23 protein-coding genes are annotated in these 25758 nt (G+C 60.9%); 8 read left to right on the top strand and 15 right to left on the bottom strand.

What is annotated here, in order from left to right:
• The first annotated feature begins 20 nt into the window (after positions 1-20).
• The 3 genes from I2C21_RS06750 (at position 21) to ptsP (ending at position 4049) form a co-directional block, all read left to right on the top strand.
• Entirely contained in the window at positions 21-1943 is a 1923-nt protein-coding gene (locus I2C21_RS06750; protein ID WP_195278846.1) for a PTS fructose transporter subunit IIABC, read from the top strand.
• Between the two features lie 93 nt (positions 1944-2036).
• A complete protein-coding gene (locus tag I2C21_RS06745; protein ID WP_101692327.1) occupies positions 2037-2300 on the top strand; it encodes an HPr family phosphocarrier protein in 264 nt (87 codons plus the stop codon).
• A gap of 27 nt (positions 2301-2327) precedes the next feature.
• Positions 2328-4049: a phosphoenolpyruvate--protein phosphotransferase gene (gene ptsP / locus I2C21_RS06740; protein ID WP_353654784.1), complete on the top strand. Its 1722-nt coding sequence runs from the start codon at positions 2328-2330 to the stop codon at positions 4047-4049.
• Positions 4050-4115: 66 nt separating this feature from the next.
• On the opposite strand, the gene I2C21_RS06735 is transcribed toward ptsP, so the two are convergent.
• Together I2C21_RS06735 and I2C21_RS06730 are read right to left on the bottom strand one after the other, a co-directional pair.
• The gene (locus I2C21_RS06735; protein ID WP_101692328.1) at positions 4116-5714 is read right to left on the bottom strand and encodes an MBL fold metallo-hydrolase RNA specificity domain-containing protein; all 1599 of its coding nucleotides are present in this window, start codon (positions 5712-5714) and stop codon (positions 4116-4118) included.
• Positions 5715-5769: 55 nt separating this feature from the next.
• Positions 5770-5982: a hypothetical protein gene (locus I2C21_RS06730; protein WP_101692329.1), complete on the bottom strand. Its 213-nt coding sequence runs from the start codon at positions 5980-5982 to the stop codon at positions 5770-5772.
• 172 nt (positions 5983-6154) lie between these two features.
• Here I2C21_RS06730 and I2C21_RS06720 point away from each other — a divergent pair, with 172 nt between their 5' ends.
• Complete coding sequence (locus tag I2C21_RS06720) at positions 6155-7810, top strand: S-layer homology domain-containing protein (RefSeq protein ID WP_353654787.1); 1656 nt, start codon at positions 6155-6157, stop codon at positions 7808-7810.
• 116 nt (positions 7811-7926) lie between these two features.
• On the opposite strand, the gene I2C21_RS06715 is transcribed toward I2C21_RS06720, so the two are convergent.
• The 3 genes from I2C21_RS06715 to I2C21_RS06705 all read right to left on the bottom strand — a co-directional run bounded on the left by I2C21_RS06715 (position 7927) and on the right by I2C21_RS06705 (position 11137).
• Positions 7927-8133, bottom strand: coding sequence for a PspC domain-containing protein (locus tag I2C21_RS06715; RefSeq protein ID WP_101692331.1), 207 nt, complete (start codon positions 8131-8133; stop codon positions 7927-7929).
• A 145-nt stretch (positions 8134-8278) separates the two neighbouring features.
• A complete protein-coding gene (locus I2C21_RS06710) occupies positions 8279-10414 on the bottom strand; it encodes a sensor histidine kinase (protein ID WP_195278844.1) in 2136 nt (711 codons plus the stop codon).
• Positions 10415-10435: 21 nt separating this feature from the next.
• Positions 10436-11137: a response regulator transcription factor gene (locus tag I2C21_RS06705; protein WP_101692333.1), complete on the bottom strand. Its 702-nt coding sequence runs from the start codon at positions 11135-11137 to the stop codon at positions 10436-10438.
• Between the two features lie 291 nt (positions 11138-11428).
• Here I2C21_RS06705 and I2C21_RS06700 point away from each other — a divergent pair, with 291 nt between their 5' ends.
• Together I2C21_RS06700 and I2C21_RS06695 are read left to right on the top strand one after the other, a co-directional pair.
• Positions 11429-12499, top strand: coding sequence for a DmpA family aminopeptidase (locus tag I2C21_RS06700; protein ID WP_286167223.1), 1071 nt, complete (start codon positions 11429-11431; stop codon positions 12497-12499).
• Positions 12492-13808, top strand: coding sequence for a sodium-dependent transporter (locus I2C21_RS06695; protein ID WP_186963111.1), 1317 nt, complete (start codon positions 12492-12494; stop codon positions 13806-13808). The genes I2C21_RS06700 and I2C21_RS06695 overlap by 8 nt, the downstream gene beginning before the upstream one ends.
• Before the next feature lie 43 nt (positions 13809-13851).
• Here the strand turns inward: I2C21_RS06695 and I2C21_RS06690 are convergent, their stop codons facing one another.
• The 4 genes from I2C21_RS06690 to I2C21_RS06675 form a co-directional block, all read right to left on the bottom strand.
• Positions 13852-15162 (bottom strand): [Fe-Fe] hydrogenase large subunit C-terminal domain-containing protein, encoded by a 1311-nt coding sequence (locus I2C21_RS06690; protein WP_195278842.1) that lies wholly within the window; start codon positions 15160-15162, stop codon positions 13852-13854.
• 31 nt (positions 15163-15193) lie between these two features.
• On the bottom strand, positions 15194-15616 hold the full coding sequence (locus I2C21_RS06685; RefSeq protein ID WP_101692337.1) for an ATP-binding protein: 423 nt from the start codon (positions 15614-15616) through the stop codon (positions 15194-15196).
• Positions 15617-15621: 5 nt separating this feature from the next.
• Positions 15622-15963, bottom strand: coding sequence for a DRTGG domain-containing protein (locus I2C21_RS06680; protein WP_195278841.1), 342 nt, complete (start codon positions 15961-15963; stop codon positions 15622-15624).
• 227 nt (positions 15964-16190) lie between these two features.
• Positions 16191-17375 carry a DEAD/DEAH box helicase gene (locus I2C21_RS06675; RefSeq protein ID WP_101692665.1) on the bottom strand — a complete coding sequence of 395 codons (1185 nt, stop codon included), beginning with the start codon at positions 17373-17375 and terminating at the stop codon, positions 16191-16193.
• A gap of 297 nt (positions 17376-17672) precedes the next feature.
• Here I2C21_RS06675 and I2C21_RS06670 point away from each other — a divergent pair, with 297 nt between their 5' ends.
• A complete protein-coding gene (locus tag I2C21_RS06670; protein WP_101692339.1) occupies positions 17673-18749 on the top strand; it encodes a 6-phosphofructokinase in 1077 nt (358 codons plus the stop codon).
• Between the two features lie 66 nt (positions 18750-18815).
• On the opposite strand, the gene I2C21_RS06665 is transcribed toward I2C21_RS06670, so the two are convergent.
• The 4 genes from I2C21_RS06665 to murA form a co-directional block, all read right to left on the bottom strand.
• Positions 18816-20543 (bottom strand): phospho-sugar mutase, encoded by a 1728-nt coding sequence (locus I2C21_RS06665; protein ID WP_101692340.1) that lies wholly within the window; start codon positions 20541-20543, stop codon positions 18816-18818.
• 115 nt (positions 20544-20658) lie between these two features.
• Positions 20659-21141 (bottom strand): 23S rRNA (pseudouridine(1915)-N(3))-methyltransferase RlmH, encoded by a 483-nt coding sequence (rlmH, locus tag I2C21_RS06660; RefSeq protein WP_101692341.1) that lies wholly within the window; start codon positions 21139-21141, stop codon positions 20659-20661.
• Positions 21142-21171: 30 nt separating this feature from the next.
• Positions 21172-21960, bottom strand: coding sequence for an MBL fold metallo-hydrolase (locus tag I2C21_RS06655; RefSeq protein ID WP_186963113.1), 789 nt, complete (start codon positions 21958-21960; stop codon positions 21172-21174).
• A 100-nt stretch (positions 21961-22060) separates the two neighbouring features.
• Positions 22061-23356, bottom strand: a complete 1296-nt coding sequence (gene murA, locus I2C21_RS06650) for a UDP-N-acetylglucosamine 1-carboxyvinyltransferase (protein WP_193535894.1) — start codon at positions 23354-23356, stop codon at positions 22061-22063.
• 396 nt (positions 23357-23752) lie between these two features.
• Here murA and I2C21_RS06645 point away from each other — a divergent pair, with 396 nt between their 5' ends.
• Complete coding sequence (locus tag I2C21_RS06645; protein WP_101692344.1) at positions 23753-23950, top strand: alpha/beta-type small acid-soluble spore protein; 198 nt, start codon at positions 23753-23755, stop codon at positions 23948-23950.
• Positions 23951-24015: 65 nt separating this feature from the next.
• On the opposite strand, the gene obgE is transcribed toward I2C21_RS06645, so the two are convergent.
• Both obgE and rpmA read right to left on the bottom strand, forming a co-directional pair.
• Complete coding sequence (gene obgE / locus I2C21_RS06640; protein ID WP_193535892.1) at positions 24016-25293, bottom strand: GTPase ObgE; 1278 nt, start codon at positions 25291-25293, stop codon at positions 24016-24018.
• 149 nt (positions 25294-25442) lie between these two features.
• Positions 25443-25727 (bottom strand): 50S ribosomal protein L27, encoded by a 285-nt coding sequence (gene rpmA / locus I2C21_RS06635; protein WP_101692346.1) that lies wholly within the window; start codon positions 25725-25727, stop codon positions 25443-25445.
• Positions 25728-25758: the final 31 nt, after the last annotated feature.

Genomic DNA, 25758 nt, shown 5'->3' with positions numbered 1-25758 from the left:
GATTTGAAAGGATGAGAGTCATGCGCATCACCGACCTTCTGCGCGCCGAGAGCATTCAGCTCAACGCGTCGCCTGCCGATAAGGCCGCCGCAGTGGACCTGCTGGTGGCCCTGCACAGCAAGGCGGGCAATCTGACCGACCAGGCCCTCTATAAAAAGGACATTCTGGCCCGGGAAGAACAGAGCACCACGGCCATCGGCTGCGGGATCGCCGTCCCTCACGCCAAGAGCGCCGCGGTCAAGCGGCCCGGCCTCGCGGCCATCACCGTTCCCGGCGGCGTGGATTATGACGCCCCGGACGGCCAGCCCTCCACCCTCTTCTTTATGATCGCGGCCCCCAAGGACGGGGGAGACACCCACCTGGAGATCCTCTCCCGGCTGATGGTCATGCTGATGGACGAGACCTTCTGTCAGCGCCTGCTCTCCGCCGGGGATGTGACGGAATTCCTGGCCTGCATCGACCAGCAGGAGGCCGAGAAGTATCCCGATGAGGTGCCCGCTCCCGCATCGGCTCCGGAGCAGGCGCAGGAGCAGGGCTACCGCATCGTGGCGGTCACCGCCTGCCCCACCGGCATCGCACACACCTATATGGCCGCCGAAGCGCTGGAGAAAAAGGGAACCGAAATCGGCATTCCCCTCAAGGCGGAGACCCAGGGCTCCGGCGGAGCCAAAAACATCCTGACCCGGGACGAGATCGCCGGGGCGGATGCGGTCATCATCGCCGCGGACAAAGAGGTGGACCTGAGCCGCTTTGACGGCAAGCATGTTCTCCGGGTACCCGTGGCAGAGGGCATCCACCACCCGGAGGAGCTCATCCGAAAGGCCCCCGACGCCCCCATCTACCACCACACCGGCGCCGTCGTCCAGGAGGAGATCCGGGAGAGCCTGGGCCGCAAGCTCTATAAGCAGCTCATGAACGGCGTGTCCCATATGCTGCCCTTTGTCATCGGCGGCGGCATTCTCATCGCCCTGGCCTTCCTGCTGGACGATCCCTCCATTGACTACGCCAACTTCGGTACGAACACCCCGCTGGCCGCCTGGTTCAAGAACATCGGCGGAGTTGCCTTCAACTTCATGCTGCCCATTCTGGCCGGCTATATCGCCATGGCCATTGCCGACCGGCCCGGTCTGATGGTGGGCTTTGTGGGCGGTTCGCTGGCCGTATCGGGCGCCACCTTCCTGCAGCCCGGCGGCGGCTCCATTTCCGCCGGATTCCTGGGCGCCCTCATCGCCGGCTTTGCCGCGGGCTATCTGATGCTGGGACTGCGCAAGCTCTGCGACCGGCTCCCCCGGGCCCTGGAGGGCATCAAGCCCGTCCTCATCTATCCGGTGGTAGGTCTGCTGATCATCGGCCTCTTCATGTGTGTGGTCAATCCCTTTGTGGGCATGCTGAACAACGCCCTCTACGCCGGCCTGGCCTCCATGAACGAGGGCAGCCGTGTGGTCCTCGGCTTTGTGGTAGCCGCCATGATGGCCATTGATATGGGCGGCCCCTTCAATAAGGCTGCCTACCTCTTCGGCACCTCCACCCTGGCCACCGCGGACATCGCCGCGGGAGGCTCCGGTGTGATGGCGGCTGTGATGATCGGCGGCATGGTCCCGCCCATCGCCATCGCTCTGGCCACCACCTTCTTCGGCAACCGCTTTACCCCCGAGGAGCGCAAGTCCGGCCCGGTCAACTATATCATGGGCCTGTGCTTTATCACAGAGGGTGCCATTCCCTTTGCCGCCAGTGACCCGCTCCGGGTCCTGCCCGCCTGCATCCTGGGCTCCGGCGTGGCCGGCGCGCTGTCCATGCTTCTGGGCTGCGCCTCCCCCGCGCCCCACGGCGGACTGTTCGTATTCCCGGTCATGCACAATGTGCTGGGCTATTTTGTGGCCCTGGCTGTGGGCTCCCTGGTGGGCATGCTGCTGCTGGCCATCCTCAAGCGCAAAAAAGCGTAAATCCACCTCTTCTGTCCCCGGACGATCCGGGGACAGAAGAGCCCCTAACCATCCATACCAACCCTGTGTTTATGAAGAAAGGAAGATCTGATTATGGTATCCGCCAAGACTACGATCATCAACCCCATGGGCATGCACATGCGTCCCGCGCAGCTCTTTGTCAAGACCATCACCCCCTTTGGCTGTGATGTCACCGTGATCGCCAACGGCCGCGAGATCAACGCCCGCAGCATCATGAACCTGATGGCCGCCTGCATCAAGCAGGGCACCGAGATCGAGATCTGCTGCAACGGCTCCAACGAGGCCGACTGCCTCAAGGCCGCCGTGGCGCTGGTGGAGTCCGGCCTGGGCGAATAAGAGCCCGATCAGCCGGGAGAAAGGAACATGACTATGACGTTACACGGTGTGGGCGCCTCCGCAGGCATTGGAATCGGCACAGCGGTCTGCGTGCGGGAGCAGAATCTGGACTATACCTCCGTTCCCTTTTCCGGGGCGGAGCAGGAAAAGGCCCGGCTGCGCGCGGCGGCAGACCTCTTTACCCAGCGCACCCAGGCCATGGCCGATGACATAACCAACCGCTTGGGGGAGGCCGAGGCGGCCATCCTCACCGGTCAGATCATGATGCTGGAAGATCCCTTCATGCTCTCCCAGATGGAAGAGGCCATCGACGCCGGCAAGTGCGCCGAAGAGGCCCTGGACACTGTCTGCCAGACCTTTATCGCCATGTTTTCCGGGGTAGAGGATGAACTCATGCGTCAGCGCGCCGCCGATATCGGCGATATCCGCACCCGGATGCTGGGTATCCTGCTCCACGCCGAGAGCGTGGATCTGGCCGCCCTGCCCGAGGGCACCGTTCTGGTGGTCCACGATCTGACCCCCTCCATGACGGTGAGCCTCTCCAAGGAGCATGTATGCGCCATCCTCACCGAGGTGGGCGGACAGACCAGCCATTCGGCCATCCTGGCCCGGGCCCTGGAGGTCCCCGCGGTACTGGGCGTGCCCGGTCTGCTGGACGCCGTCCAGGACGGTATGACCGTGGCCGTGGACGGCACCGAGGGTGCCGCGCTCCTCTGCCCGGACGAGGCCACCCTGGCTGCCTTCCAGGCCCGCCGGGACAAGTGGCTGGAAGAGCGGGCTCTGCTCCAGGTCTATCGGGACCGGGATACCCGCACCGCCGACGGCCGGCACGTGGACCTGTACGCCAACATCGGCAGCGTGGCCGACGCGAAAGCGGCCGCCGAGGCGGGCGCCGAGGGGATCGGACTCTTCCGGACCGAGTTCCTCTTCATGGACCGCACCGCCCTGCCCGACGAGGAGGAGCAGTACCAGGCATACGCCCAGGTCTCCGACCTCATGGCTGGGAAAGAGGTCATCATCCGCACGCTGGATGTGGGCGGCGACAAGGGCATCGCCTATCTGGAGATGGAGCGGGAGGAGAACCCCTTCCTGGGCCACCGGGCCATCCGCTACTGTCTGGACCGCCCCGACCTCTACCGGGTGCAGCTGCGGGCCCTGCTCCGGGCCGGCGCCCGGCGCGGGAATATCAAGATCATGCTCCCCCTGGTCTCCGGGGTGGAGGAGGTCCGGGGCGCCCGGGCGCTTCTGGAGGAGTGCAAGGCTCAGCTCTCCGCCGAGGGTTTGGCCTTTGACCCCCACATCTCTTTGGGCATCATGGTGGAGACGCCGGCCGCGGCACTCATCGCCGACTTGCTGGCCCGGGAGGCCGACTTCTTCTCCATCGGTACCAACGACCTGACCCAGTACACCATCGCCGTGGACCGGGGCAACGCCAAGGTGGAAAAGCTCTACACCTGCTACCACCCGGCCGTCCTGCGCAGCATTCGCTCGGTCATTGCCGCGGGAAAGGCCGCCGGAATCCCGGTGGGTATGTGCGGCGAGGCCGCCGCCGACCCCCGCATGATCCCGTTGCTCCTGGCCTTTGGTCTGGACGAGTTCAGCGTCAGCCCCTCGTCCATCCTGGCCGCCCGCAAGCAGATCGCCGATTGGAACGGTCCGGACGCCCTCCGGACCGCGGAACAGGCCATGGCTCTGGATACCGCCGCCCAGGTCTCTGACTTCCTGGCTCAGGCAAGCGCCTCTCTCTAAATGAACAAGACCGGCCCCCGCTCCTTGAAGGAGCGGGGGCCGGTCTTCTGTTGTTCCCGTGTATGCTCAGCGATCCCACTTGTCGATGAGGGCGCGGAGCTGGTCGGCAAATTTGGCCAGATCCTTGTTGGCGCCGCCCCGGTTGTGGGCGATGACCTCCATCAGGCGGCGGCCCGTCTCCTCCAGACGGCGATAGGCCGGGGAGGCCGAGTCCGCCACATAGACCGGCTTGGACTCCAGCACGATGCCGGGCGCCACGATCCGCCCGGTCAGCAGATCATAGACCTCCTCATAGTTGGCCGAGTGGGCCGAGAAGCCCCGCTCCCGCAGGGTCTGGGCATAGATCTCGGTGACATCCTTGTCGCCGTGGACCACAAAGACCTCTTTCGGCTTGGGCTCAAAGGCGCCGATCCACCGCAGCAGGCCGTCCCGGTCTGCGTGGGAGGAGAGGCCGTGGAAGTTGACGATGCGGGCCTTGACGGCGATCTCTTCGCCGAAGAGCTTGACCGACTTCACTCCGTCCAGCAGACGGCGTCCCAGGGTACCCTCGCCCTGGTAGCCCACGAAGACCACCGTACACTCTTTTCTCCACAGGTTGTGCTTGAGGTGATGGCGGATCCGGCCGGCGTCGCACATGCCGGAGGCCGAGATGATGACCTTGGGGGTCTGATCCAGGTTCAGATTTTTGGACTCCTCACTGGTCTCCGTAATGTTGAGTCCGGGGAAGCGGAAGAGGGCCCCGCCCCGCAGGGCCTCAATGGCCTCCTCATCCAGATAGCCGTGCAGGTCTCCGGAGAAGATCTTGGTGGCCTCACCGGCCAGCGGAGAATCCACATAGACCGGGAAATTGGGGACCGATTTCACCATGTGCTGCTCCTTCATCTCCCGGATGAAATAGAGCAGCTCCTGAGTGCGGCCCACGGCAAAGGAGGGGATCACCACATTGCCCCCCTGGCCCAGTGTCTCGTCAATGATCGCGGCCAGCCGCTCGGTATACTCGGGGTCCTCCTCCATATCGTGGTTGCGGTCGCCATAGGTGGATTCCGTGAGGACATAGTCGGCCTCCCGGATATACTGGGGATCCCGGATGATGGGCTGGTCCCGGTTGCCGATGTCGCCCGAGAAGACGATCTTCCGTGTCTCATCTCCCTCGGTAAGCCACACCTCTGCGCTGGAGGAGCCCAGCAGATGCCCGGCATCGGTAAAGCGCACCTTGACGCCCGGCTCAATCTCCAGCACATCCCCGTACTCACAGGTCACCACATGGGAGAGGGCCGCTTCGGCGTCCGCCACGGTATAGAGGGGTTCCACCAACTCCTTGCCCGCGCGCTTGCCCTTCTGATTCTGCCACTGGGCGTCGCTCTCCTGGATATGGGCCGAGTCCCGCAGCATGATGGAGAGCAGCTCTCCGGTCAGGCGGGTGCAGTAGATATTTCCCGTAAAACCCTGTTTGACCAGCAGCGGGATCCGCCCGGAGTGGTCGATGTGGGCATGGGTCACAATGACATCGTCGATATAGCCGGCGTTAAAGTCCAGCTCCCGGTTATCCCGCTCGTCTCGTCCCTGCTGGAGTCCGCAGTCCACCAGAATTTTCTTTCCGCCGCACTCCACGCAGTGGCAGCTTCCGGTCACCGCCTTGGCTGCGCCAAAAAATGTCAGTTTCATACCCCACCTCCTTGTACATTTTGTACAATCATTGTACCCTATTCCGCCTCTTATGTCAATCGCAGCTGTGGAGGGCTTCCTCCAGGCGGCGTTCCAATGCCCGGTAGGAGGGGCAAAAGACCTTTCGTCCCACGGCCCGGGAGAGAGCCTCGTTCCAGAACGGCAGGGGGTAACGCTCCCCCTCCTGTAAGACCAGCAGCGTCCACAGCCACAGGGGAGAGGGCTTTGCCCCCAGCCGCTCCAGCCGGGCAAGGATCGGATTTTCCACACCATATCACCTCTTGGCAGTCTATGATACCCGGCACAGCGTGGTCGACTGTCCCGGTATTGTTTTAAGCACACTACTATGCAACCTGCATATTGTATCGAAGTCCTCCATTCAATATAATGAAATAAATTTAGAAGGAGGTATTTTTCTATGAAAAAAAGGCGCCTCATCCATTTGGGCATCCATACTCGCCGGTGCCCTGTGTCTCTCTCTTTTCCCCGCAACCGCACTGGCCGCGGAGGGAAGCCTGTCCAATTTTAAACGTACCATTCCCTATACCAGCGGACAATTCACAGATGTATCGTCCGATGCGTGGTACGCCGAAAGTGTACGCTCTGCCTGTGAATTTGGCCTGCTCTACGGCAGCAGTGCAACCACGTTTACGCCCTCCGGAAATGTGAGTCTTGCCCAGGCCATTGCCCTGGCCTGTCGTCTTCATAGTATTTACTATGCGGACCAGGCCGTATTCTCAAACGGAGCCACCTGGTATCAGCCTTATATTGACTATGCCATTCAGAATGGGATCCTGACTGCCGGCACCTATTCCGACTACAATGCAAATGCGACCCGCGCCCAATTTGCATCCATTCTGGCCGCTGCGCTGCCGGAATCTGCCCTCGCCCCCATCAATGACACTACTTCCATCCCCGATGTCTCCGCTGCGGACAGCTATGCCGACGCCGTCTATCGCCTCTACAATGCCGGCATCATCAAAGGAAAAGACCGCTACGGAACCTTTGCGCCGGAAAGCTCAATCCAGCGCGCCGAGGCGGCCACGATCGTCACGCTCATGGCCGACCCTTCCATGCGCACATCCTTCACGCTGGACTTCAAACTCACACCGCAGGCCCTGCAGGGTGTTTGGCGCTATGAGGAGCGGGACCCCGATTCCGACTACGTGGAATACCGGGAGCTGATCTTTGACGGGGAAGAGTCCATCCGCATTTTCTACCACGAAAATTATAGCGGCATAGATCACACTGTTCCTAAAACCGGCTATGATCTGTATAGCCGCGGCCGGGTGACCACAGAAGAGAAAGCTACCTTCACCAATCCGAATGCCTCGGCCGCCGCCTATGCGCAGTGGGGTATCTTTACCAATGATTTTGTGGACTGGCGGGGCAGTGGTGACGCCAAACGCCTTACTGGGCGGATCAGTGACTATGTATCGGAACTCAATTTGGAGGAGGGGTATCTGGTCTTGGTAGACATGGCCTATGTCTCTCCCACATATCGCCGCTATGAGCGTGTCTCCACCGAGCCGGTCTCCGATCTGCGTACCGGTGCGGAAAGCCAGATCAAAAATCTGGGCGCACTTCTCGCCACTCCTGTTCCCGCCCCAAATCCCGAGCCGGAGACGCCGGAAGAACCGGTGCAGGCGGATCCCATCTCCTTCGGCACCATATCTCTTCAGTATATCTATGACCGTCTGAAATTCCCCAGCACGATGAACGTGTTAGAGATGCGCTATGGTCCCTATGACCGCGTTGCCTACTATGCCAATCTGCCCGATTGGACCAAGCCCAGCGGAAATATTCTCAGCCTGAACCATGACTACTATGTGGTCAAAGTAACGCTTCAGGCCGCCAACTCCCTGGGCGCCCTGGTCACGGATACCTATGTATTCCTGTTTGATCTGACCACCGGAAAAACGATCTATGACTTTGAAAATTGGGCCCATGAGCGGGTGGAAATGTCCTGGGGCGCCACCAAGTCGGAATACATGAGTCTAGAGAGTGAAGCGCTTTTCCTGGCCGCCTCCGTAAAATTCCAGCTCTTTACGGAAGAGGAGACCCAGAGCATTGTCCGCACCGTTACCTCCGGATAAAGAAGCACACTGTTCTGCAAAAAATTTGGCCCCCGCTCCTAACGGAGCGGGGGCCTTGGCATATCCATCCAAAAATGCTGGCAGCCGTATTTGATTTGGATCCAAATTCCTCCCGCTCAGCTTCCCGGGTAGAGGGTGCTTTTACGGGGCAGGAGGAACGCCGCGATGAGATAGAGGATCAGCGCCGCCCCCTTGAACCACATCAGCAGTACCATCACCACCCGTACGAGGGTGGGGTCCAGGTTAAAATACTCGGCAATGCCGCCGCATACGCCAAACAGCAGGGCCTCCCGGCCCTCTGTCCGATAGAGCTTTTTTTCCATGAGCTTGATCTCCTTCCATAGGGCGCAGGGACACATCCGCCCTTCCGCACCGTTTTCCTTGTCTCTAAGATACCAGACGAGCGTTAAAGGATCGTTCGTCCTGTCTTAAAATTGGATAAAAAGGAGATAAAGAATCTCTGATGCCTCACAAAAGCATCTCGGATTCCCCACTCTGTTCCGGCGGGGAAAGGGGCTCCTCAGGCGCGGCCGGCAGCGAGACCTCCGCTTTGAAGAGATCGCCGTCAATATCCAGCCGGAAGGAACCGCCCTGAAGCTCCGTCAGGCTCCGTGCAATGGAGAGTCCCAGTCCGGAGCCCTCCGTACTGCGGGCGGTGTCGCCCCGCACAAACCGCTCCATCAGCTGTTCCGGCGGGAGATTGAGGGCTGCCCGGGAAATATTCTTCACCGTCAGAAATACCCGCCCATCCCGTGCCGACAAATCCAGGTAGACCCGGGTGCCGCTCAGGGCATATTTACAGCAGTTCCCTAACAGATTGTCAATGACCCGCCACAGGTGGCGGCCGTCGGCCAGAATGACCCGGCTGCCATCGCCCTGGTCCAGTACAGGGGTCAATCCGGCCTGGGCAAATTTCTCCTCATATTCTCCCATGGCCTGCTGCACCAGCTGTCCGAAGTCCAGCCGTTCCAGCGACACGGGCAGTGTCCCCGTCGAGGCCTTGGACGCCTCCACCAGGTCCTCCGTCAGCTTTTTCAGCCGCTGGGACTTCCGGTCCAGCACCTCCAGGTACTCCAGGGCCTTGGGCTCGGTGATCCCCACCTTTTTGAGCAGATCCACATAGTTGATGATGGAGGTGAGCGGGGTCTTGAGGTCGTGGGAGACATTGGTGATAAGCTCGGCCTTGAACCGCTCGCTCCGCAGCCGTTCCTCCACCGCATGGGTGATGGAGACCCCCAGGGCGTTGAGCTGTTGGGCGTGCTCTTTCAGGTCCCGGTACATCCCCCTGGTGTCGATCTGCACCTCGCTGCCTCCGCTGACGATCTCCTCCGCCGCGCTCCGGATCTCCTTCCACTGGCGCACCCACCGGCAGATGCCCCAGAGCACCAGTCCCTGATAGACCGGAATCAGAATGATGGTCGCTCCGGTCAGCACAGTGCCCACCAAATAGAGCAGGAAAATCCACACGGCCCGCCGGGTGATGGGCCAGTGGAGCATCACCTCCCGGAAGAAATGCCCCACCCTGGCGCACAGATGCCAGCACAGGGTATTGCGCAGCAGAATCCCGTTTTTCCACCGCTTCATGGTGCTCATAAGCGCCGCCAAAACCAGGCCCACTTCGGCCATGGTCAGCACGCCCAGGCCAATGCCCGCCCGGAGAGAAAGCCCGTGCTGGTTGATGTTGGTGGTGATGGGATCTCCCGCCGCCTGCGGGATGCAGAAAAGGAAGCTCGCCCCCAACAGGTAGAGCTCATAGGGGATCCTGTCCTGCCAGGAGAGGGGCAGCATTTGACTTTCCTCGGAACAGAATGCGATGCTCCTCCAGAGCCACACCAGCCCCACCAGGGTCAGTGTCAGGGAGATGAGACACAGCACCGTGACCGGTCCCAGCCAGTTCTGGATCCCGTCATAATTCTCCTTCGCCGTCCAGATGGAGTCCCGCACGGTCAGGGGATCGGTCACACCGCTCTCCACCACCAGGCTCGCGGTGTGGACGCGGCTGTCCTGGTCCTCGGTCCAGATCCACCGCTCCATGTCTGTGTCGTAGGAATAACCATATTGTCCCGCTCCGGCTGCGTCTGCCGGGACCACGGGACTGAATTCCACATACTTTTCTCCGGTCCAAACCTGGAGGATCTCATAACTGTCAGTACTGTCCCAGCGGCTTTGATCCTCATTGTACAGCTCATCCCCCTGGGTCACCGTAAAGGAGTAGGTATCCTGTCTGGCCAGATCGTCCAGGGTCTGCTCCTGATCCAGATTGCTCCACAGGATGGTCCCGTCGTCCAGCCGTACCCGGAAGCGGTAGTTGGTCTGCTCCGCCCGGAGCTTTTTCTCGATCTGCTGCAGCTGGAGCTCTTCCAGATATTCCAGGTCCTGTCCCCAGGTCTCCCGAAGGCGCAGCATCATGCCCTGCTCCACCGTTGCCCGGTAGGGCCACAGGGCGCTATACAGGCTGCCGCTCTGATAAAAATCACCGGCGGACCACAGATCGTCCCACCGGGACACCAGCAAAATACTGGACCAGAAGGCCAGTGCGCCGCACACGATACACAGTGCAGCGGCACAGCCCTTCCGAAATCCTCTGTTATGCTTTGCCCCCATGGGCGCCCCTCCCGTTCACGTTTAGATTTTTTCCATTTTATAGCCCAGTCCCCACACCACTTTGATGTACCGTGGGTTGGCCGGGTCGATCTCTACCTTCTCGCGCAGGTGCCGGATGTGTACCGCCACCGTGTTCTCCGAGCCCAGCGAGGGGTCGTTCCACACCTGTTCATAGATCTGCCCGGTGGAAAAGACCCGCCCGGGGTGCTTCATCAGCAGAAGAAGGATGTTGTACTCGATGGGGGTGAGGGAGACCCGTTCCCCATCCACGGTGACCGACTTGGCATTATCGTCCATCGTAATGCCGCCGTTGGAAAAAACGGCGCTGTTGTCCTCCGCCACCTTGCTGCGTCCCCCCAAGGTCGTGTACCGCCGCAGCTGGCTCTTGACCCGGGCGATGACCTCCACCGGATTGAAGGGCTTGGTGATATAGTCGTCGGCGCCGATGTTGAGGCCCAGGATCTTATCCGTATCCTCACTCTTGGCGGTGAGGAGGATGATGGGGATATTCGTGCTCTCCCGCAGCTTGGCGGTGGCCCGGATGCCGTCCAGATTGGGCATCATAACGTCCATGAGAATCAGATGGATGTCATGCTCCTTCACCATTTCCAGAGCCTCCAGTCCATCATAGGCCTTTACGGTGGCATATCCCTCGCTGGTCAGATAGATATCCAGGGCCGAGACGATGTCGCGGTCGTCATCGCAGATGAGAATGTTATACATGGCGCAGTTCCTTTCTCCTGATTGTAGTATACCGCCCCTTTTTTAAGAGACGGAACGGAAGTCTTTTAAGAAGCCTTTAAATTTCTCCATCGGATACGTCCCCATTTTACCCTATCTGTGGGAGAAAAAGCAATGGAAAGCCCAATCCCTCTTTCCACAGCACTTTTACACAGTAGCACACCTATGTATTTATGTTTTGCGCTGCTAAAATCTTCGATTGACTTTCCGCATCCTTTCCGGGATAATAGGGGAGGCAACACCCCATTTGCTTTACCAAAGGAGGAACCGACCTTGCATCAGCTCCGTGCGGCCGACTACGGCCTGTGTGTGGGCTCGCTTCCCAAGGGCCCCCACAACCGCATCACCGATGTGCCCGGCGTCACGGTGGGGCACTGTACGGTGGATACGCCCGCCCATAAGACGGGGGTGACCGTCCTCTTTCCCTGTCCGGAAAATCCCTTTGTCCACAAGTTGCCCGCCGCCGCCTTTGTCCTCAACGGCTTTGGAAAGAGCGCGGGACTTATGCAGATCCAGGAGCTGGGCACCCTGGAATCTCCCATTGCCCTGACCAATACCCTCAACGTGGGCCTGGTCCACGATGCGCTGGTGGAGTACATGGTCCGCCGCTGTGACCGCGAGGGGGTGTCCATGCGCTCGCTCAATCCGGTGGTGTGCGAGTGCAACGATTCCACCCTCAATGACATCCTGCACCGGGCCGTGGGGGAGAAGGAGGTCTTTGCGGCCATGGAGGCCGCCGGGGCCGACTTTGCCGAGGGCGACGTGGGCGCAGGCAAGGGCATGGTCTGCCACGATCTCAAGGGCGGGATCGGCACCGCCTCCCGCTGCCTGGAGGTGGATGGAAAGACCTATACTCTGGGCGTTCTAGTCCTGGCCAACCACGGCAACCTGCGGGATCTGACCATCGCGGGGGAGCAGATCGGCCCCCAGCTGGAGGAGCGCCTGCGCGTGGGCCAGACCGAGGATCAGGGTTCCTGCATCGCCATCGTGGCCACCGACCTTCCCCTGGATGCCCGCCAGCTGGAGCGGGTCGCCAAGCGGGTCAGCGTGGGGTTGGCCCGGCTGGGCTCCTACATCGGCCACGGCAGCGGGGAGGTCTTTTTGGCCTTCTCCACCGCCAACGCCTACGACCCCCGCGCGGAGGAAAAAATCCGCACGGTCTCTGCCTTCCGGGAGGACTCCATGGACCTTCCCTTCCAGGCTGTGGCCGAATGTGCGGAAGAGGCGGTGCTCAACGTGCTCTTTACCGCCCGCACCGTCACAGGCAGTCAGGGCAAGACCGTCCACGCCCTGACCGAGCTTTGGACCCCAAACACTTCCCAGGAGGCTTTCACTCATGAGTAAACAGACAAAATCCGGCCAGTTTACCAGCTCCGTCGGCTTCGTGCTGGCGGCGGTAGGCTCCGCCGTGGGCATGGGGAACATCTGGCTCTTCCCCTACCGCGTGGGCCAATATGGCGGCGGCGCCTTTCTCATCCCCTATTTCCTGTTCGTGGCCCTGTTCAGCTATGCGGGCCTGTCCGCCGAGTTTGCTCTGGGCCGTCTGACCGGCACCGGTACCTCCGGCTCCTTCGACTATATCCTCAAGCGCCGGGGACTGCGGGGCGGCTCCATCATCGGTATCATGCCGCTGGCCGGTGTGCTGGGCATCGCCATCGGCTACTCGGTGGTCGTGGGCTGGGTCCTGCGCTACTGCGCCGGGGCTATCACCGGCTCGGTCCTGCAGGGAGACGCCCAGGCCTATTTCGACACCCTGGCCGTGGACTTCGGCTCGGTTCCCTGGCACATCATCGCCGTGGCTCTCACCGCGCTCATCCTGATCCTGGGCGTCGAGGGCGGCATTGAGAAGATCAGCAAATTCATGATGCCCACCTTCTTCGTCCTCTTTGTCATCATCGCGATCCGGGTCTTCTTCCTGCCCGGCTCGGCGGGCGGATATGCCTACCTCCTCAAGCCGGACTGGAGCTATCTGGCCAATCCCAAGACCTGGATCTACGCCATGGGACAGGCCTTTTTCTCCCTGTCCATCAACGGAGCCGGAATGCTGATCTACGGCAGCTATATGCGCAAGGATGAGGACATCATCAAGCACTCGGGCTACACCGCTATCCTGGATACCATTGCCGCGCTGCTGGCCGGCTTTGCCATCCTTCCCGCGGTCTTTGCCTTCGGCATCGACCCCACCAGCGGCCCCTCCCTCATGTTCGTCACCCTGCCCCAGGTCTTTCAGAAGATGCCCGCCGGACAGCTCTTTGCCATCATCTTCTTCATCTCGGTCTTTTTTGCCGGAATCACCTCTCTGGTGAACATGATGGAGGCGTGCAGCGAGGCCCTGTCCAACCGGCTGCACTTCTCCCGTACTGCCGCTGTGGTCACCATCTCGGTCATCGTCTTCGGCGTATCGGTCTTCCTGGAGTCCCTGCCCAAGATGGGCTCTTGGCTGGATGTGGTCACCATCTATATCTCCCCCTTTGGCGCAGTACTGTGCGCGGTGTTCATCTATTTCCTGCTGGGGATCGAGCCCCTGCGGGAGGAGCTCAACCGCGGCCGTTTGAAGCCGCTGGGCCGTTCCTTCCCGGTCATCGGCTATTTCTACGTCCTGGTTTCCGCCGTAGTTGTGATCTGCGGTATTGCCATGGGCGGTATCGGTTAATCAAAAAGGCGCTTACCCAGTTGGGTAAGCGCCTTTTTTGCCTTTATTCTGTTTCCGCCTTTTTCTGCCGGAAGGGGGGAGGGAGATAGACATCCGTCCCGCCCGGTCCGGCCACATCCCGCATACGCTCCCGTACCCGGAAAATGCAGTCGTCCAGAGAGGCCCGCCCCAGCACCACATCCTCCGCAAAGGCATGGCAGTTGGGTGCGCCGCAGGAGCCGCAGTGCAGTCCCGGCAGGCGGGACTCCAGCGCCTCGATCCGCAGGTGCTTGGCCATGGCCTCCGCCCGGTCTTCATCCAGACGGAAGGCAGGACTATACTGAAGGATCCGGCTGAATTGCAGATCCTTCTCCTCCTCCTGACTCAGGGGCTGGACGCACCGGTCCACCGGCTGCTGCTTCATCATCCGGCGGATGCGCATACGGGCGGCATATGGGTTCTCCACATTTAGGCATCCGCCCACACACCCCTGGGTACAGGCCGAAAGCTCGATGAACTCCACCTCGGGCTGGCGGCCGTCTTCAATCTCCTCCAGCATCTGGATGGAATTCTCAATTCCATCCACCGCCAGATACTTATTGGACCCCCGCGCATGACATTCCCCGCTGCAGATGGCCACGCCGATTCCGGTTGCACCGGCCGAGAGCATGGGCTCCGGCTCTTCCAGCAGCTCCATGGCCCGCAGCAGCGGGATGTAGATGTCACGGATCGCAAAAGCGCCATCCAGTACCGGGGACTCCAGTCCCTCCGGCCGGTGGCAGGCCGTGGCCTTGGCCGGACAGGGGACGATGGCAAAGACCCCGATCTCCTCCGGCGGCAGTCCCGTTTCCTTCTCCGCCTCCCGGCGGGCCAGGGTGGCCGCCAGCTCCATGGGCAGGATGAGGGGGTCAATGTGCTCAATGAGCCGCGGGAAACGGATGCGGATCAGCCGCAGGATGGTGGGACAGTTGGCCGAGATCAGGGGCACGGGGCTTTTCTCCTCCGTCCCCCGGCGGGAGGTGTATTCCGCCAGCAGCTCCGCTGCTTTGGCGGCCTCAAACACTTTATGAAAACCGATTTTTTTCAGTCCGTTCAGCACCAGGTCGATGTCCCACATGTGCTGAAACTGACCATAGAGGGCAGGTTCCGGGATTGCTACACAGTAACGGTAGTCACGCAGCCGCTCCAAATTATCGCTCACCGATTTAATGGCGCGGTGGGGGCACACCTGGATGCAGCGCCCACAATCGATACACCGGTCCGACAAGATCAGAGCCTTTCCCCGCCGGACCCGGATGGCCTCGGTCGGGCAGTTCTTGATGCAGGTCGTGCAGCCCCGGCAGCGGTTCCGGTCCAGGACAACAGAGTGCTTCATCGCAGTATCAACTCCAGGTTCCACGCAGGCATCATCCGATCTTGAGCTTCATGGTGACCACGGTCCCTTTGCCCACCTCGGTCTCAATGTTCATCTCGTCAGAGTAGCGCTTCATATTGGGCAGGCCCATACCGGCGCCAAAGCCCAGACTGCGCACCTCGGGGCCGGCGGTGGAATACCCCTCCTCCATGGCCTTTGCCACGTCGGGGATGCCCGGACCTTCGTCGATCATTTTCAGGACGATCTGGTCCAGCGTAACCTCCACCTCGGCGCGCCCGCCGTTGGCGTGGATGACCATGTTGATCTCACCCTCATACATGCAGATCGCTGCCTTGCGGATGACATCGGACGGAAGGCCCAGCTTCTTCAACGTCATCTTCATCTTGCTGGAAGCCTCACCAGCCTCGATGAAGTCGCCTCCCTCCACAGGGTATACCAATTTAACAGGTTCCATCGGATCTAATTCCCCCTTAATCCATTGCTGTAAAGCAGCCCGCAGGCGCTGTACATACGCTCGCCGCAGGTCATGACCACAATGCCACGATCCTGCGCCATCTGAATAATGTCCTCATCCGGGCGCTTGCCCCGGACAAAAACGATGCACTTGATGTCCGTCATCTCTGCCGTACGCACCACCTGCGGGTTGACCAGACCGGTCAGCAGCAGATTTTGGTTATGGACAAAGGCCAGCACATCGCTGAGAAAGTCGCTTCCGCAGGCAGAAACGACCTCCTGATCTAACCGGTCCTCTCCACAGAGAACAATGGCATTGAGGACCTCCTTAACCTGATGCAGTTGCATAAAAAGACCTCCGCTTCGTGGAATATATTGAAAAGTAAACTTGGAGTTCTAGCTATTTGGTATTTTACCACAGAACGCCGAACGGTGTAAAGAATTTCTTCATAGAAGTTGACACAAAGCGGTAAAATCTCTGAAAAAGCAAATCTTTTTCCGTAATTCGGAATCCTAAGCAAAATGGCTGTGCCCGCGGCATCGCCGCGGGCAGCTCTGCTTCCTTAAAAGACGGCTTACGCCTTTTCCTCCACCAGCATCAGGCATCCGTCCTGGTCATAGCGCAGGCGCTGGATCTCGGCCTTGGTATTGCTGACAATACTGTCCATCCGGATCCCCTCGGTGATGTTGGCCACAAAGGTATAGGCCACTCCGTGGCGCTTGGCGCGGCCGGTCCGGCCGATGCGGTGTGTATAATTCTCCATCTCATCGGGCACATCATAGTTAAAGACCGCATCCACATCGTCGATGTCCAGTCCCCGGGCCGCCACATCGGTGGCCACCAGTACCCGCAGCTCGCCCTTCTTGAACTTGTCCAGGGTACGCTCCCGCACCCGCTGCTGAATGTCCCCGTGGATGGCCTCGCAGGAGATCCCACGCATCTTCAGAAGCCCCGCCAGGCGATCGGTCATGTTCTTGGTATTGCAGAAGGCGATGGCCCGCTCATACCCGCCGTGGGTAATGAGAGCGGCGATGGTATCCAGCTTCTGCTCCCGGTTGTCCAGATCGATCCGGTACTGCTGGATGTCGGGCTTGGAGTCCTCCACCGGGCGGACGGTGATCTCCACCGGGTCGCGCTGGTAGACCCAGGAGATATCCATGACCTCCCGGGAGATGGTGGCCGAGAACATGCCCATATTCTTCCGGTGCTTGATCTGATCCAGGATGCGGGTCACATCCCGCACAAAGCCCATGTCCAGCATCCGGTCGGCCTCATCCAGCACCACGGTCTCCACCTTGTCCAGCCGCACGGTGCGCCGCTTCATATGGTCCATGAGGCGGCCCGGAGTGGCCACCACGATCTGGGGCCGCTTCTTGAGCTGGGTGATCTGCTTTTCAATGGGCTGTCCGCCGTAGAGGCAGGCCACCCGCACGCCCTCCTTGAAGGCACACAGATCCCGCAGCTCATCCTGGATCTGAATGGCCAGCTCCCGGGTGGGGGCCAGGATCAGTCCCTGCACATCGGTGGATTCCGGGTCGATATGCTCCACCATGGGAATACCGAAGGCAAAGGTCTTGCCCGTTCCCGTGGGGGCCTTGGCGATCACGTCTCTCCACTGCATGAAGTAGGGGATGGCACCCGACTGCACCTGTGTGGCCTGCACATAGCCCTTCTTCTCAATGGCCTTCATTACGGCCTCGGAGAGCCCGAGGTCGGCATAGTTGGACAGGCCTTCCACCTGTTCGCCGTTGATTTCCATCATAATACGTTCCTTCCTTTCGCTGTGCCCGATTCAAGGTCCCCATCCATCGGCACACACGTCCGGAACGCCGTTTTCCCGGCGCGACCTCAAATCACAGGGAAGGTTTCTCCCTCGGCTCATTTGCATTCCTGCAATTTTTTAATTGTAACATATAAGGCGATTTTATGCAACTAAAGCCGGGGATTTCCGTGCATTTCCCGCCATAATCCCCCTTCGGGGCTTGACAGGAAACGACCAGACTCCTATGCTGAAGAAAAGCGGATGGAGCGATACAGAAAAGGAGGCATACAGCCAATGAAAAAACGAGTGGGTATCCTCACCTCCGGCGGGGACTGTCCGGGTCTCAACGCCACACTGCGGGGTGTTGCCAAAGCGCTCTACCAGCGCATGGGAGATCAGGTGGAGATCATCGGCATTGCAAACGGCTATCACGGCCTGATCCATGGAGACTGGCGGGTCATGGAGCCCCGGGAGTTCTCAGGCATCCTCACCGTGGGCGGCACCATCCTGGGCACCCGGCGCACCCCCTTCAAGCTCATGCGGGTGGTGGGGGAGGACCAGGTGGACAAGGTCGCCGCCATGAAGCAGCACTATCAGGAGATGAAGCTGGACTGTCTGCTCTGCCTGGGCGGAAACGGCACCCACAAGACCGCCAACCTCCTGGCGGAGGAGGGGCTCAACATCATCGGCCTCCCCAAGACCATCGACAATGACATCTACGGCACCGACGTCACCTTCGGGTTCCACTCCGCGGTGGACATCGCCACTGAGGCCATCGACCGGGTGCACACCACCGCCGGCAGCCACAGCCGCTGCATGGTGGTGGAGCTGATGGGCAACAAGGCCGGCTGGCTCACCCTCTATGCCGGCATCGCCGGCGGCGCGGATATCATCCTCATTCCCGAGCTGCCCTATACCATCGAAAATGTCTGCGCCGCCATTGAGCGCCGGGCCGCCCAGGGAAAGACCTTTTCCATTCTGGCCGTGGCCGAGGGCGCTATGGATGCCTGCGAGGCCCGCATGAAGAAAAAGGAGCGCGCGGCCAAGCGGGCAGAGGCGGGCTATACCACCGCTACCAACCGCATTGCCAAGCAGATCGAGGAGCTGACCGGGTTTGAGACCCGGGTCTGCGTCCCCGGACACATGCAGCGGGGCGGCAGTCCCTCCCCCTATGACCGAGTGCTGGCCACTCAGTTCGGCTCCTACGCCGCCAAAATGGTGGAGGACGAAAACTACGGCATTACCATCGCCATGAAGAACAACCATGTGGGTGAAAATAAGCTCAAGGATGTGGCCGGCAAGAGCCGCCTGGTCCCGGAGAGCCACGGCATGCTGGAGGTGGCCCGCCGCATGGGCATCAGCATGGGCTGAACACACAGGGAAGGACCCGGGGCAGAAGCGATACTTCTGCCCCGGGTCCCTTTGTTTCTGTGACTCTTAGCCCTTCAGGCTCTCGGCCCAGGCGGCATACTTGGCCACCTTCTCGTCACACACGGCCTTGTCCGCGCCGTTGGCCAGGATATAGACCTTGACCTTGGGCTCGGTGCCGGAGGGACGGACGATGATGCTGGTGCCGTCGGCCATCTCATAGCGCAGCACGTTGGAACCGGAGAGCTCCATGGTGCTCTTGGCACCGTCGGAGACCCGGACCACGCTGCCGTCCTTGTAGTCCTTCTGCTGCTCCACGGCCACACCGGCGATCTCCACCGGGGGATGCTCCCGCAGGCCGGCCATCAGGTCAGCCATCTTCTTCAGGCCGTCCAGGCCGGGCATGACCAGGTTGAGGGTCTTCTCCCCGTAATAGCCGTACTTCTCAAAGCATTTCTGAAGGGCGTCGTACAGGGTCATGCCCTGTCCGGCATACCAGGCCGCCATCTCGGTGAGGAGCAGGGCGGCGGTGACGGCGTCCTTGTCCCGGACATAGTCGCCCAGCATATAGCCGTAGCTCTCCTCGTAGGAGAAGATGACCTTCCCCTCGCCGGAGGCCTCCAGCTTGTTCTTCTTCTCGGCCATGAACTTGAAACCGGTGAAGGTATCAAAGCACTTCACGCCGTTGGTCTCGGCCACCTTGCGTGCCATCTCGGTAGTGACGATGGTCTTGAGGGCCACCGCATTGGCGGGCAGCGTACCCGCGCGCTTCCGGGCCCCGATGAGGTAATCCAGCAGCAGCACGCCGGTCTGGTTGCCGGAGATGACGATATACTCGCCCTGGTCGTTGCGGACCATGATGCCCACCCGGTCGGCGTCGGGGTCGGAGCCCAGGATGAAGTCGGCGCCTTCCTTCTTGGCCAGCTCCACCGCCAGGTAGAATCCCTCGGGATTCTCCGGGTTGGGGGAGACCACGGTGGGGAAGTTTCCGTCCACCACCATCTGCTCCGGTACGCAGAGCACATGCTTCATGCCCAGACGGCGCAGCGTCTCGGGAATGAGCTTGTAGCCTGTCCCATGGAAGGGGGTGTAGACCATCTTGAAGGTGTCCGCCACCTTCTCCACGGCGGCCTTGTCGTTCATCTGGCCCATGACATTGGCGAGGAATTTCTCGTCGGTCTCCTCTCCCATCAGGGTGATCATGCCCTTGGCCACCGCCTCATCGTAGTCCATGCGCCGGATGGAGGTGAAGAGATCCAGCTCCTCCATCTTTTTCGCAATGGCCGCGGCGTGGTGGGGGGGCAGCTGGGCGCCGTCGGCCCAGTAGACCTTATAGCCGTTGTACTCCTTGGGGTTGTGGCTGGCCGTGACGTTCACGCCGGCAATGCAGCCGTACTCCCGCACCGCGAAGGACAGCTCCGGGGTGGGGCGCAGGGACTCGAACAGGCGCACCTTGATGCCGTTGCCCGCCATGACGCAGGCAGTCTCCCGGGCAAACTCCTGGGAGTGGTTGCGGCAGTCAAAGCACACCGCTACGCCACGCTCCACGGCCTCGCTCCCCTCGGCCAGGATGACCTCGGCAAAGGCCTGGGTGGCATGGCGGATCACGTGGATATTCATCTGATGCAGGCCCACGCACATGGTGCCCCGCAGGCCGGCGGTGCCGAACTCCAGAGGGGCAAAGAAGCGGGACTCGATCTCTTTTTCATCGTTGGCAATGCTCTGGAGCTCAGCCTTCTCCTCCTGGGAGAGGGCGGGGCTGTTCAGCCACTGCTCATATCGTTCACGATAGGACATGGGAAGGACCTCCAATCCATTGATTCACAAGTATAGACGGGCTCTGACATGGTTATTATAGCGCAAAAAGGCCGCAAATTCCAGCCGAATTTTAGGACTTTCTCCAGAAAGGTCCTTATTTATGATAGCTGGACCCCTCATTGATCTTGAAGCCGCGGTAGATCTGCTCCAGCAGCATGACCCGGGCCAGGTGATGGGGGAAGGTCATGGGCGACATGGAGAGCTTGACCCACGCCTGGGCCTTGATGGAGGGATGCAGACCGTAGGAGCCGCCGATGAGAAAGACCAGATGCTTGGCGCTGTTCTGGCTCCAGTCGGCCAGGAGCCGGGCCACCTCCTCGCTGGAGCGGAGCTTTCCCTCCACGCACAGGGCAACCAGGCTGGCGCTGGGGGGGAGCTTGGCGCGAATGGCGTCGGCCTCCTTTTCCAGCGCGGCGTCGATCTGTCCCTGGGAGGGGTTCTGGGGCAGGCGCTCCTCGGGTAATTCTACCACCTGGAGCTTACAGTACCCGGACAGGCGCTTGACATACTCAGCGCAGGCCTCCAGGTAGAATTTTTCCTTCAATTTCCCCACACAGATGAGGTGCACACTCAGCATGTTCTCTTCTCCTCTTGGCACAGTATGTACTCAGACCACATAGGTCTGTCCCACTTCGGCCCGGGGGGCCACTTCCAGCCGCACATCCCGGCCCACGGCCGCCCCCTGCCGCTCCAGCGCGGCCGAGACCGTCTCATAGGCCCGGGCAGGGGTGTTGTTCTCCTTGGAGAGGTGGGCCAGCAGTATGGTATTTGCTCCCTCCCGCACGGCGGAACAGATGAGCTCGGCGCCCGCCTGGTTGGACAGGTGGCCCCGCTCACCCAGCACCCGTGCTTTCAGAAAATAGGGATAGGGGCCCGACTGTACCCACTCCACCTCGTGGTTGGTCTCAGCCACCAGCAGGTGGCTGCCCTTGATCCCCCGGCGCACCTCCTCGGTGGGACAGCCCAGGTCGGTGACCACCGCCGCCTTCCGCCCGCCCGCCGAGAGGGCATAGCCATTGCTCTGAGCCGTGTCGTGGGGGGTGGCAAAGGTCTCCACGGCCACGCCGCCCACCTCAAAGGATACCCCCGGGGTGAAGGCGTGCATCCGGGCCTCCAATGTGGGGATGCGGCAGCACAGCGCCCCCGCCGTGCCGTGGCTGGCATAGACAGGGAAGGAGAGCTGTTTGGCCAGCGTGGTCAGGCCGCAGATGTGGTCGGAGTGCTCATGGGTGACCAGCACGCCGGACAGACTCCCGGGATCGATCCCCAGCCCTTTGAGCGCCGTTGTGATCCGCCGGGCCGAGATCCCTGCGTCCACAAGGATATGGGTTGTGCCATCCGAGACCAGCGTGCAGTTGCCGCTGGAGCCGCTGGCCAGTGTCGTCAGTGTCAGCAAAAAAATCGCTCCTACTTTCTATGGTCCAAAATCCGAAAAAAGGGGCGGCGGAAATCCGCCGCCCCTCAGTGCGTCAGCATTCTCGTTGGAAAAAGGCCGGTCAGCCCGCAGTGGCCTCGCTCTGCTCCTCATCGGGAGTGATCACCACGCGGATATCCGCGCCCACCCCGGAGAGCTTGCGGACAATGTCCTCATAGCCCCGCTCAATGTGGTGGATGTTGCTGATCTCAGAGGTGCCCTGGGCCGCCAGAGCGGTGATGATCATGGCGGCACCCGCCCGCAGGTCACAGGCGCGCAGCCGGGCTCCGGTGAGCTTCTCCACACCCTCGATGACCGCGATCTTGCCGTCCACCTGGATCTGTGCGCCCATGCGGCGGAACTCGTCCACATAGCGGTAACGGTTGTCCCACACGCCCTCGGTGACCACGCTGGTTCCCTGGGCCAGGCAGAGCACTGCGGCGATCTGGGGCTGCATGTCGGTGGGGAAGCCCGGATAGGGCAGGGTCTTGACGTTGGTACGGGTCAGCTTGCCGGTGCGGCGGACCAGCACCGCGTCGTCCCGCTCCTCCACGTCCACGCCCATCTCCACCAGCTTGGCGGTGATGCACTCCAGATGCTTGGGGATGACGTTCTTAATGAGAACCTCACCGCCCGCGGCCGCCACGGCCGCCATATAGGTGCCCGCCTCGATCTGGTCGGGGATGATGGAGTACATCCCGCCGCCCAGACGCTCCACGCCGCGGATCTTGATAACATCAGTACCGGCGCCCATGATGTCGGCGCCCATGGAGTTGAGGAAGTTGGCCAGGTCCACGATGTGGGGCTCCTTGGCGGCATTTTCAATGACCGTCAGGCCCTCGGCCAGGGTAGCCGCCAGCATGATGTTCATGGTGGCGCCCACCGAGACGATATCCATATAGACAGTGGTACCGGTCAGCCGGCCGCCCTTGGCCTTGGCGTGGATATAGCCGCCCTTTACGTCCACATCGGCCCCCATGGCCACAAAGCCCTTGATATGCTGGTCGATGGGACGGCCGCCCAGATCACATCCGCCCGGCGGGGGAACCTCCGCGCTGCCGAAGCGGCTGAGGAGGGCCCCGATCAGGTAGTAGGAGGCCCGGATCTTGCGGGCCAGCTCCTCCGGGACCTTGGAATTGTGGATATGGCTGCAATCAATGTCCACCGTCGTCCGGTTGACGGTGCGCACATCGGCGCCCAGATCCTGAAGGATATTCAGGATCAGCGTAACGTCGCTGATCTGCGGGATATTCTCGATCCGGCAGACGCCGTCCACCAGCAGGGTGGCCGGGATAATGGCAACGGCCGCGTTCTTCGCGCCGCTGATGGAAATCTCACCAAAAAGCGGTTTCCCGCCGTGAATCACATACTTTGTCAAGACCGCACCTTCTATTCTCCAGTCCGGGAGGACCCGGCAGTAAAACGGCCGGACGAATTGCGCCCGGACCCATCATTATGTCATGTTCCCGGCGGCCGAAAGGCCGCCCATCTCAATGCTAAGATATTATAGCATCATACCCCTGTAAAATCAAAACAATTTTCTTCAAAAACAAAAAGAGTCTGAACCCTTCTCTTTATAACTATACCAAAAACATGCCCCATAGAAACGCTTTTTATGCTACGCGTCCAAATGAAAGCAATTAGTGACGGCTTGAGGCTGTTTCCAGTTTTACTATGAATTAGCAATCAAGAAAAACACATAGAAATCGCCTTCGGGGCAAAGCTATGTTCGGATTCTCAATCCAAACAAACAACACGTAAGGAGATGCATGTTATGTCTACCAATTCTAATCAGCCTTCTGTCCCCAATGCCCGCGAGGCCCTCAACAAGTTTAAGATGGAGGCCGCTTCCGAAGTCGGCGTCAACCTGAAGCAGGGCTATAATGGCGACCTGACCAGCCGTGAGGCCGGTTCCGTGGGCGGCCAGATGGTCAAAAAGATGATCCAGGCCTACGAGAACTCCATGAAGTAATCTTTCCCCAGATACGGACCTGTCATAGATGGAGCCGGGCGGCAAATGCCGCCCGGCTCCGTTTTTTATTTCTGATATTCAAATTCCAGGTTGTAGAGGGAGACGATATCCCCGTCCTGAATCCCCATCTCCTCCAGCCGGTCATAGAGGCCAGACTGGCGGAGCATCTTGTCAAACCAGCTTCTGGATTCGAAGTCCCCAAAGTTGGTGTTGGCCATCAGGCGCTGGAGCCAGGGGCCCTCCACGATCCAGGTGTCGTCCTCATGGCGGATGTCCAGCGGCGCGCTGGTATCCACCTGGGTGGGCCGCTCCACATAGGTGGGCTCATAGACCGTAATGGGGGGCAGGTCCTGCAGCTCCTTGGCTGCGGCGAACATCAGCTCCCGGGTGCCCTGGTGGGCGGCCGCCGAGATCTCAAAGAAGGGCATGCCCAGCCCCTCCACATGGGCCTTGAGGGCCTCCAGGCCGGTACGGTCGGCGGCGATGTCCACCTTGTTGCCCGCCACGATCATCCGGCGGGAGGCCAGCTCGGGGGAGTACTCCTGGAGCTCGGTCTGGATGGCCTCAAAGTCGGCCACCGGATCACGGCCCTCGCTGCCCGATACATCCACCACGTGGATGAGCAGGCGGCAGCGGTCCACATGCCGCAGGAAATCATGGCCCAGGCCGGCGCCCTCACTGGCGCCCTCGATGATGCCGGGGATGTCGGCCAGGATGAAGGACACCCCCTCGTCCACATACACCACGCCCAGGTTGGGGAAGAGGGTGGTAAAGTGGTAGTTGGCGATCTTGGGTTGGGCCTTGGACACCACCGAGAGGAGGGTGGACTTGCCCACGTTGGGGAATCCCACCAGGCCCACATCGGCCAGGAGCTTGAGCTCCAGAATCACGTCCCGGGTCTGACCGGGCAGGCCAGCCTTGGCAAAGTTGGGCACCTGGCGGGTGGGGGTGGCAAAATGCTTGTTGCCCCAGCCGCCCTTGCCGCCCCGGGCCAGCACAAAGGGCTCGTCCCCGGACATATCGCAGATGATCTCCCGGGTCTCAGCGTCCCGGACCACGGTGCCGCGGGGGACCTTGATGATGAGGTCCTCGCCGTCCTTGCCGGTGCAGCGCTTGCCGGAGCCGTCCATGCCGTTTCCGGCGCTGTACTTTCTCTTGTAGCGGAAGTCCATCAGCGTGGACATATGCCCGTCCACCTGAAGGATGATGTTGCCGCCCCGGCCGCCGTCGCCGCCGTCGGGTCCGCCGGCCGCCACATACTTCTCCCGGTGGAAGGCCACCGCGCCGTTTCCGCCGTTGCCGGAGCGGACGGTGATCTTCGCGGTATCAATAAATTGAGGCATCGTAAAATCCTCCTGTTCTATCAGTGGGCGGACAATGTCCGCCCCTACACGGTTTCTCTTCGGTAGGGGCGCACATTGTGCGCCCACGGTCCTATCTTACAAAAAGAGCCCCGAACGGTTTCCGTCCGAGGCTCTCTCATACCCGATTGTTACTGGGCGATCTCCACGATGGAGACCTGCTTGCGATCCTTACCCAGACGCTCGAACTTGACCTTGCCGTCCTTCAGAGCGAACAGAGTATCGTCGCTGCCCTTGCCCACATTGACGCCGGGGTGGATGTGGGTGCCGCGCTGACGGACGAGGATGTTGCCAGCCAGAACGAACTGACCGTCGCCGCGCTTGACGCCGAGACGCTTGGACTCGGAATCACGGCCGTTACGGGTGGAGCCGACGCCCTTCTTGTGGGCGAAGAACTGAAGACCGATTTTCAGCATTGTCGTACACCTCCAGACATGTGTGTCGATG

This window comes from Clostridium sp. J1101437_171009_A5 (genome assembly GCF_015547905.1).
Lineage (GTDB): Bacteria > Bacillota > Clostridia > Oscillospirales > Oscillospiraceae > Pseudoflavonifractor_A > Pseudoflavonifractor_A gallinarum.
This window is presented reverse-complemented; position numbering and strand designations above follow the sequence as displayed.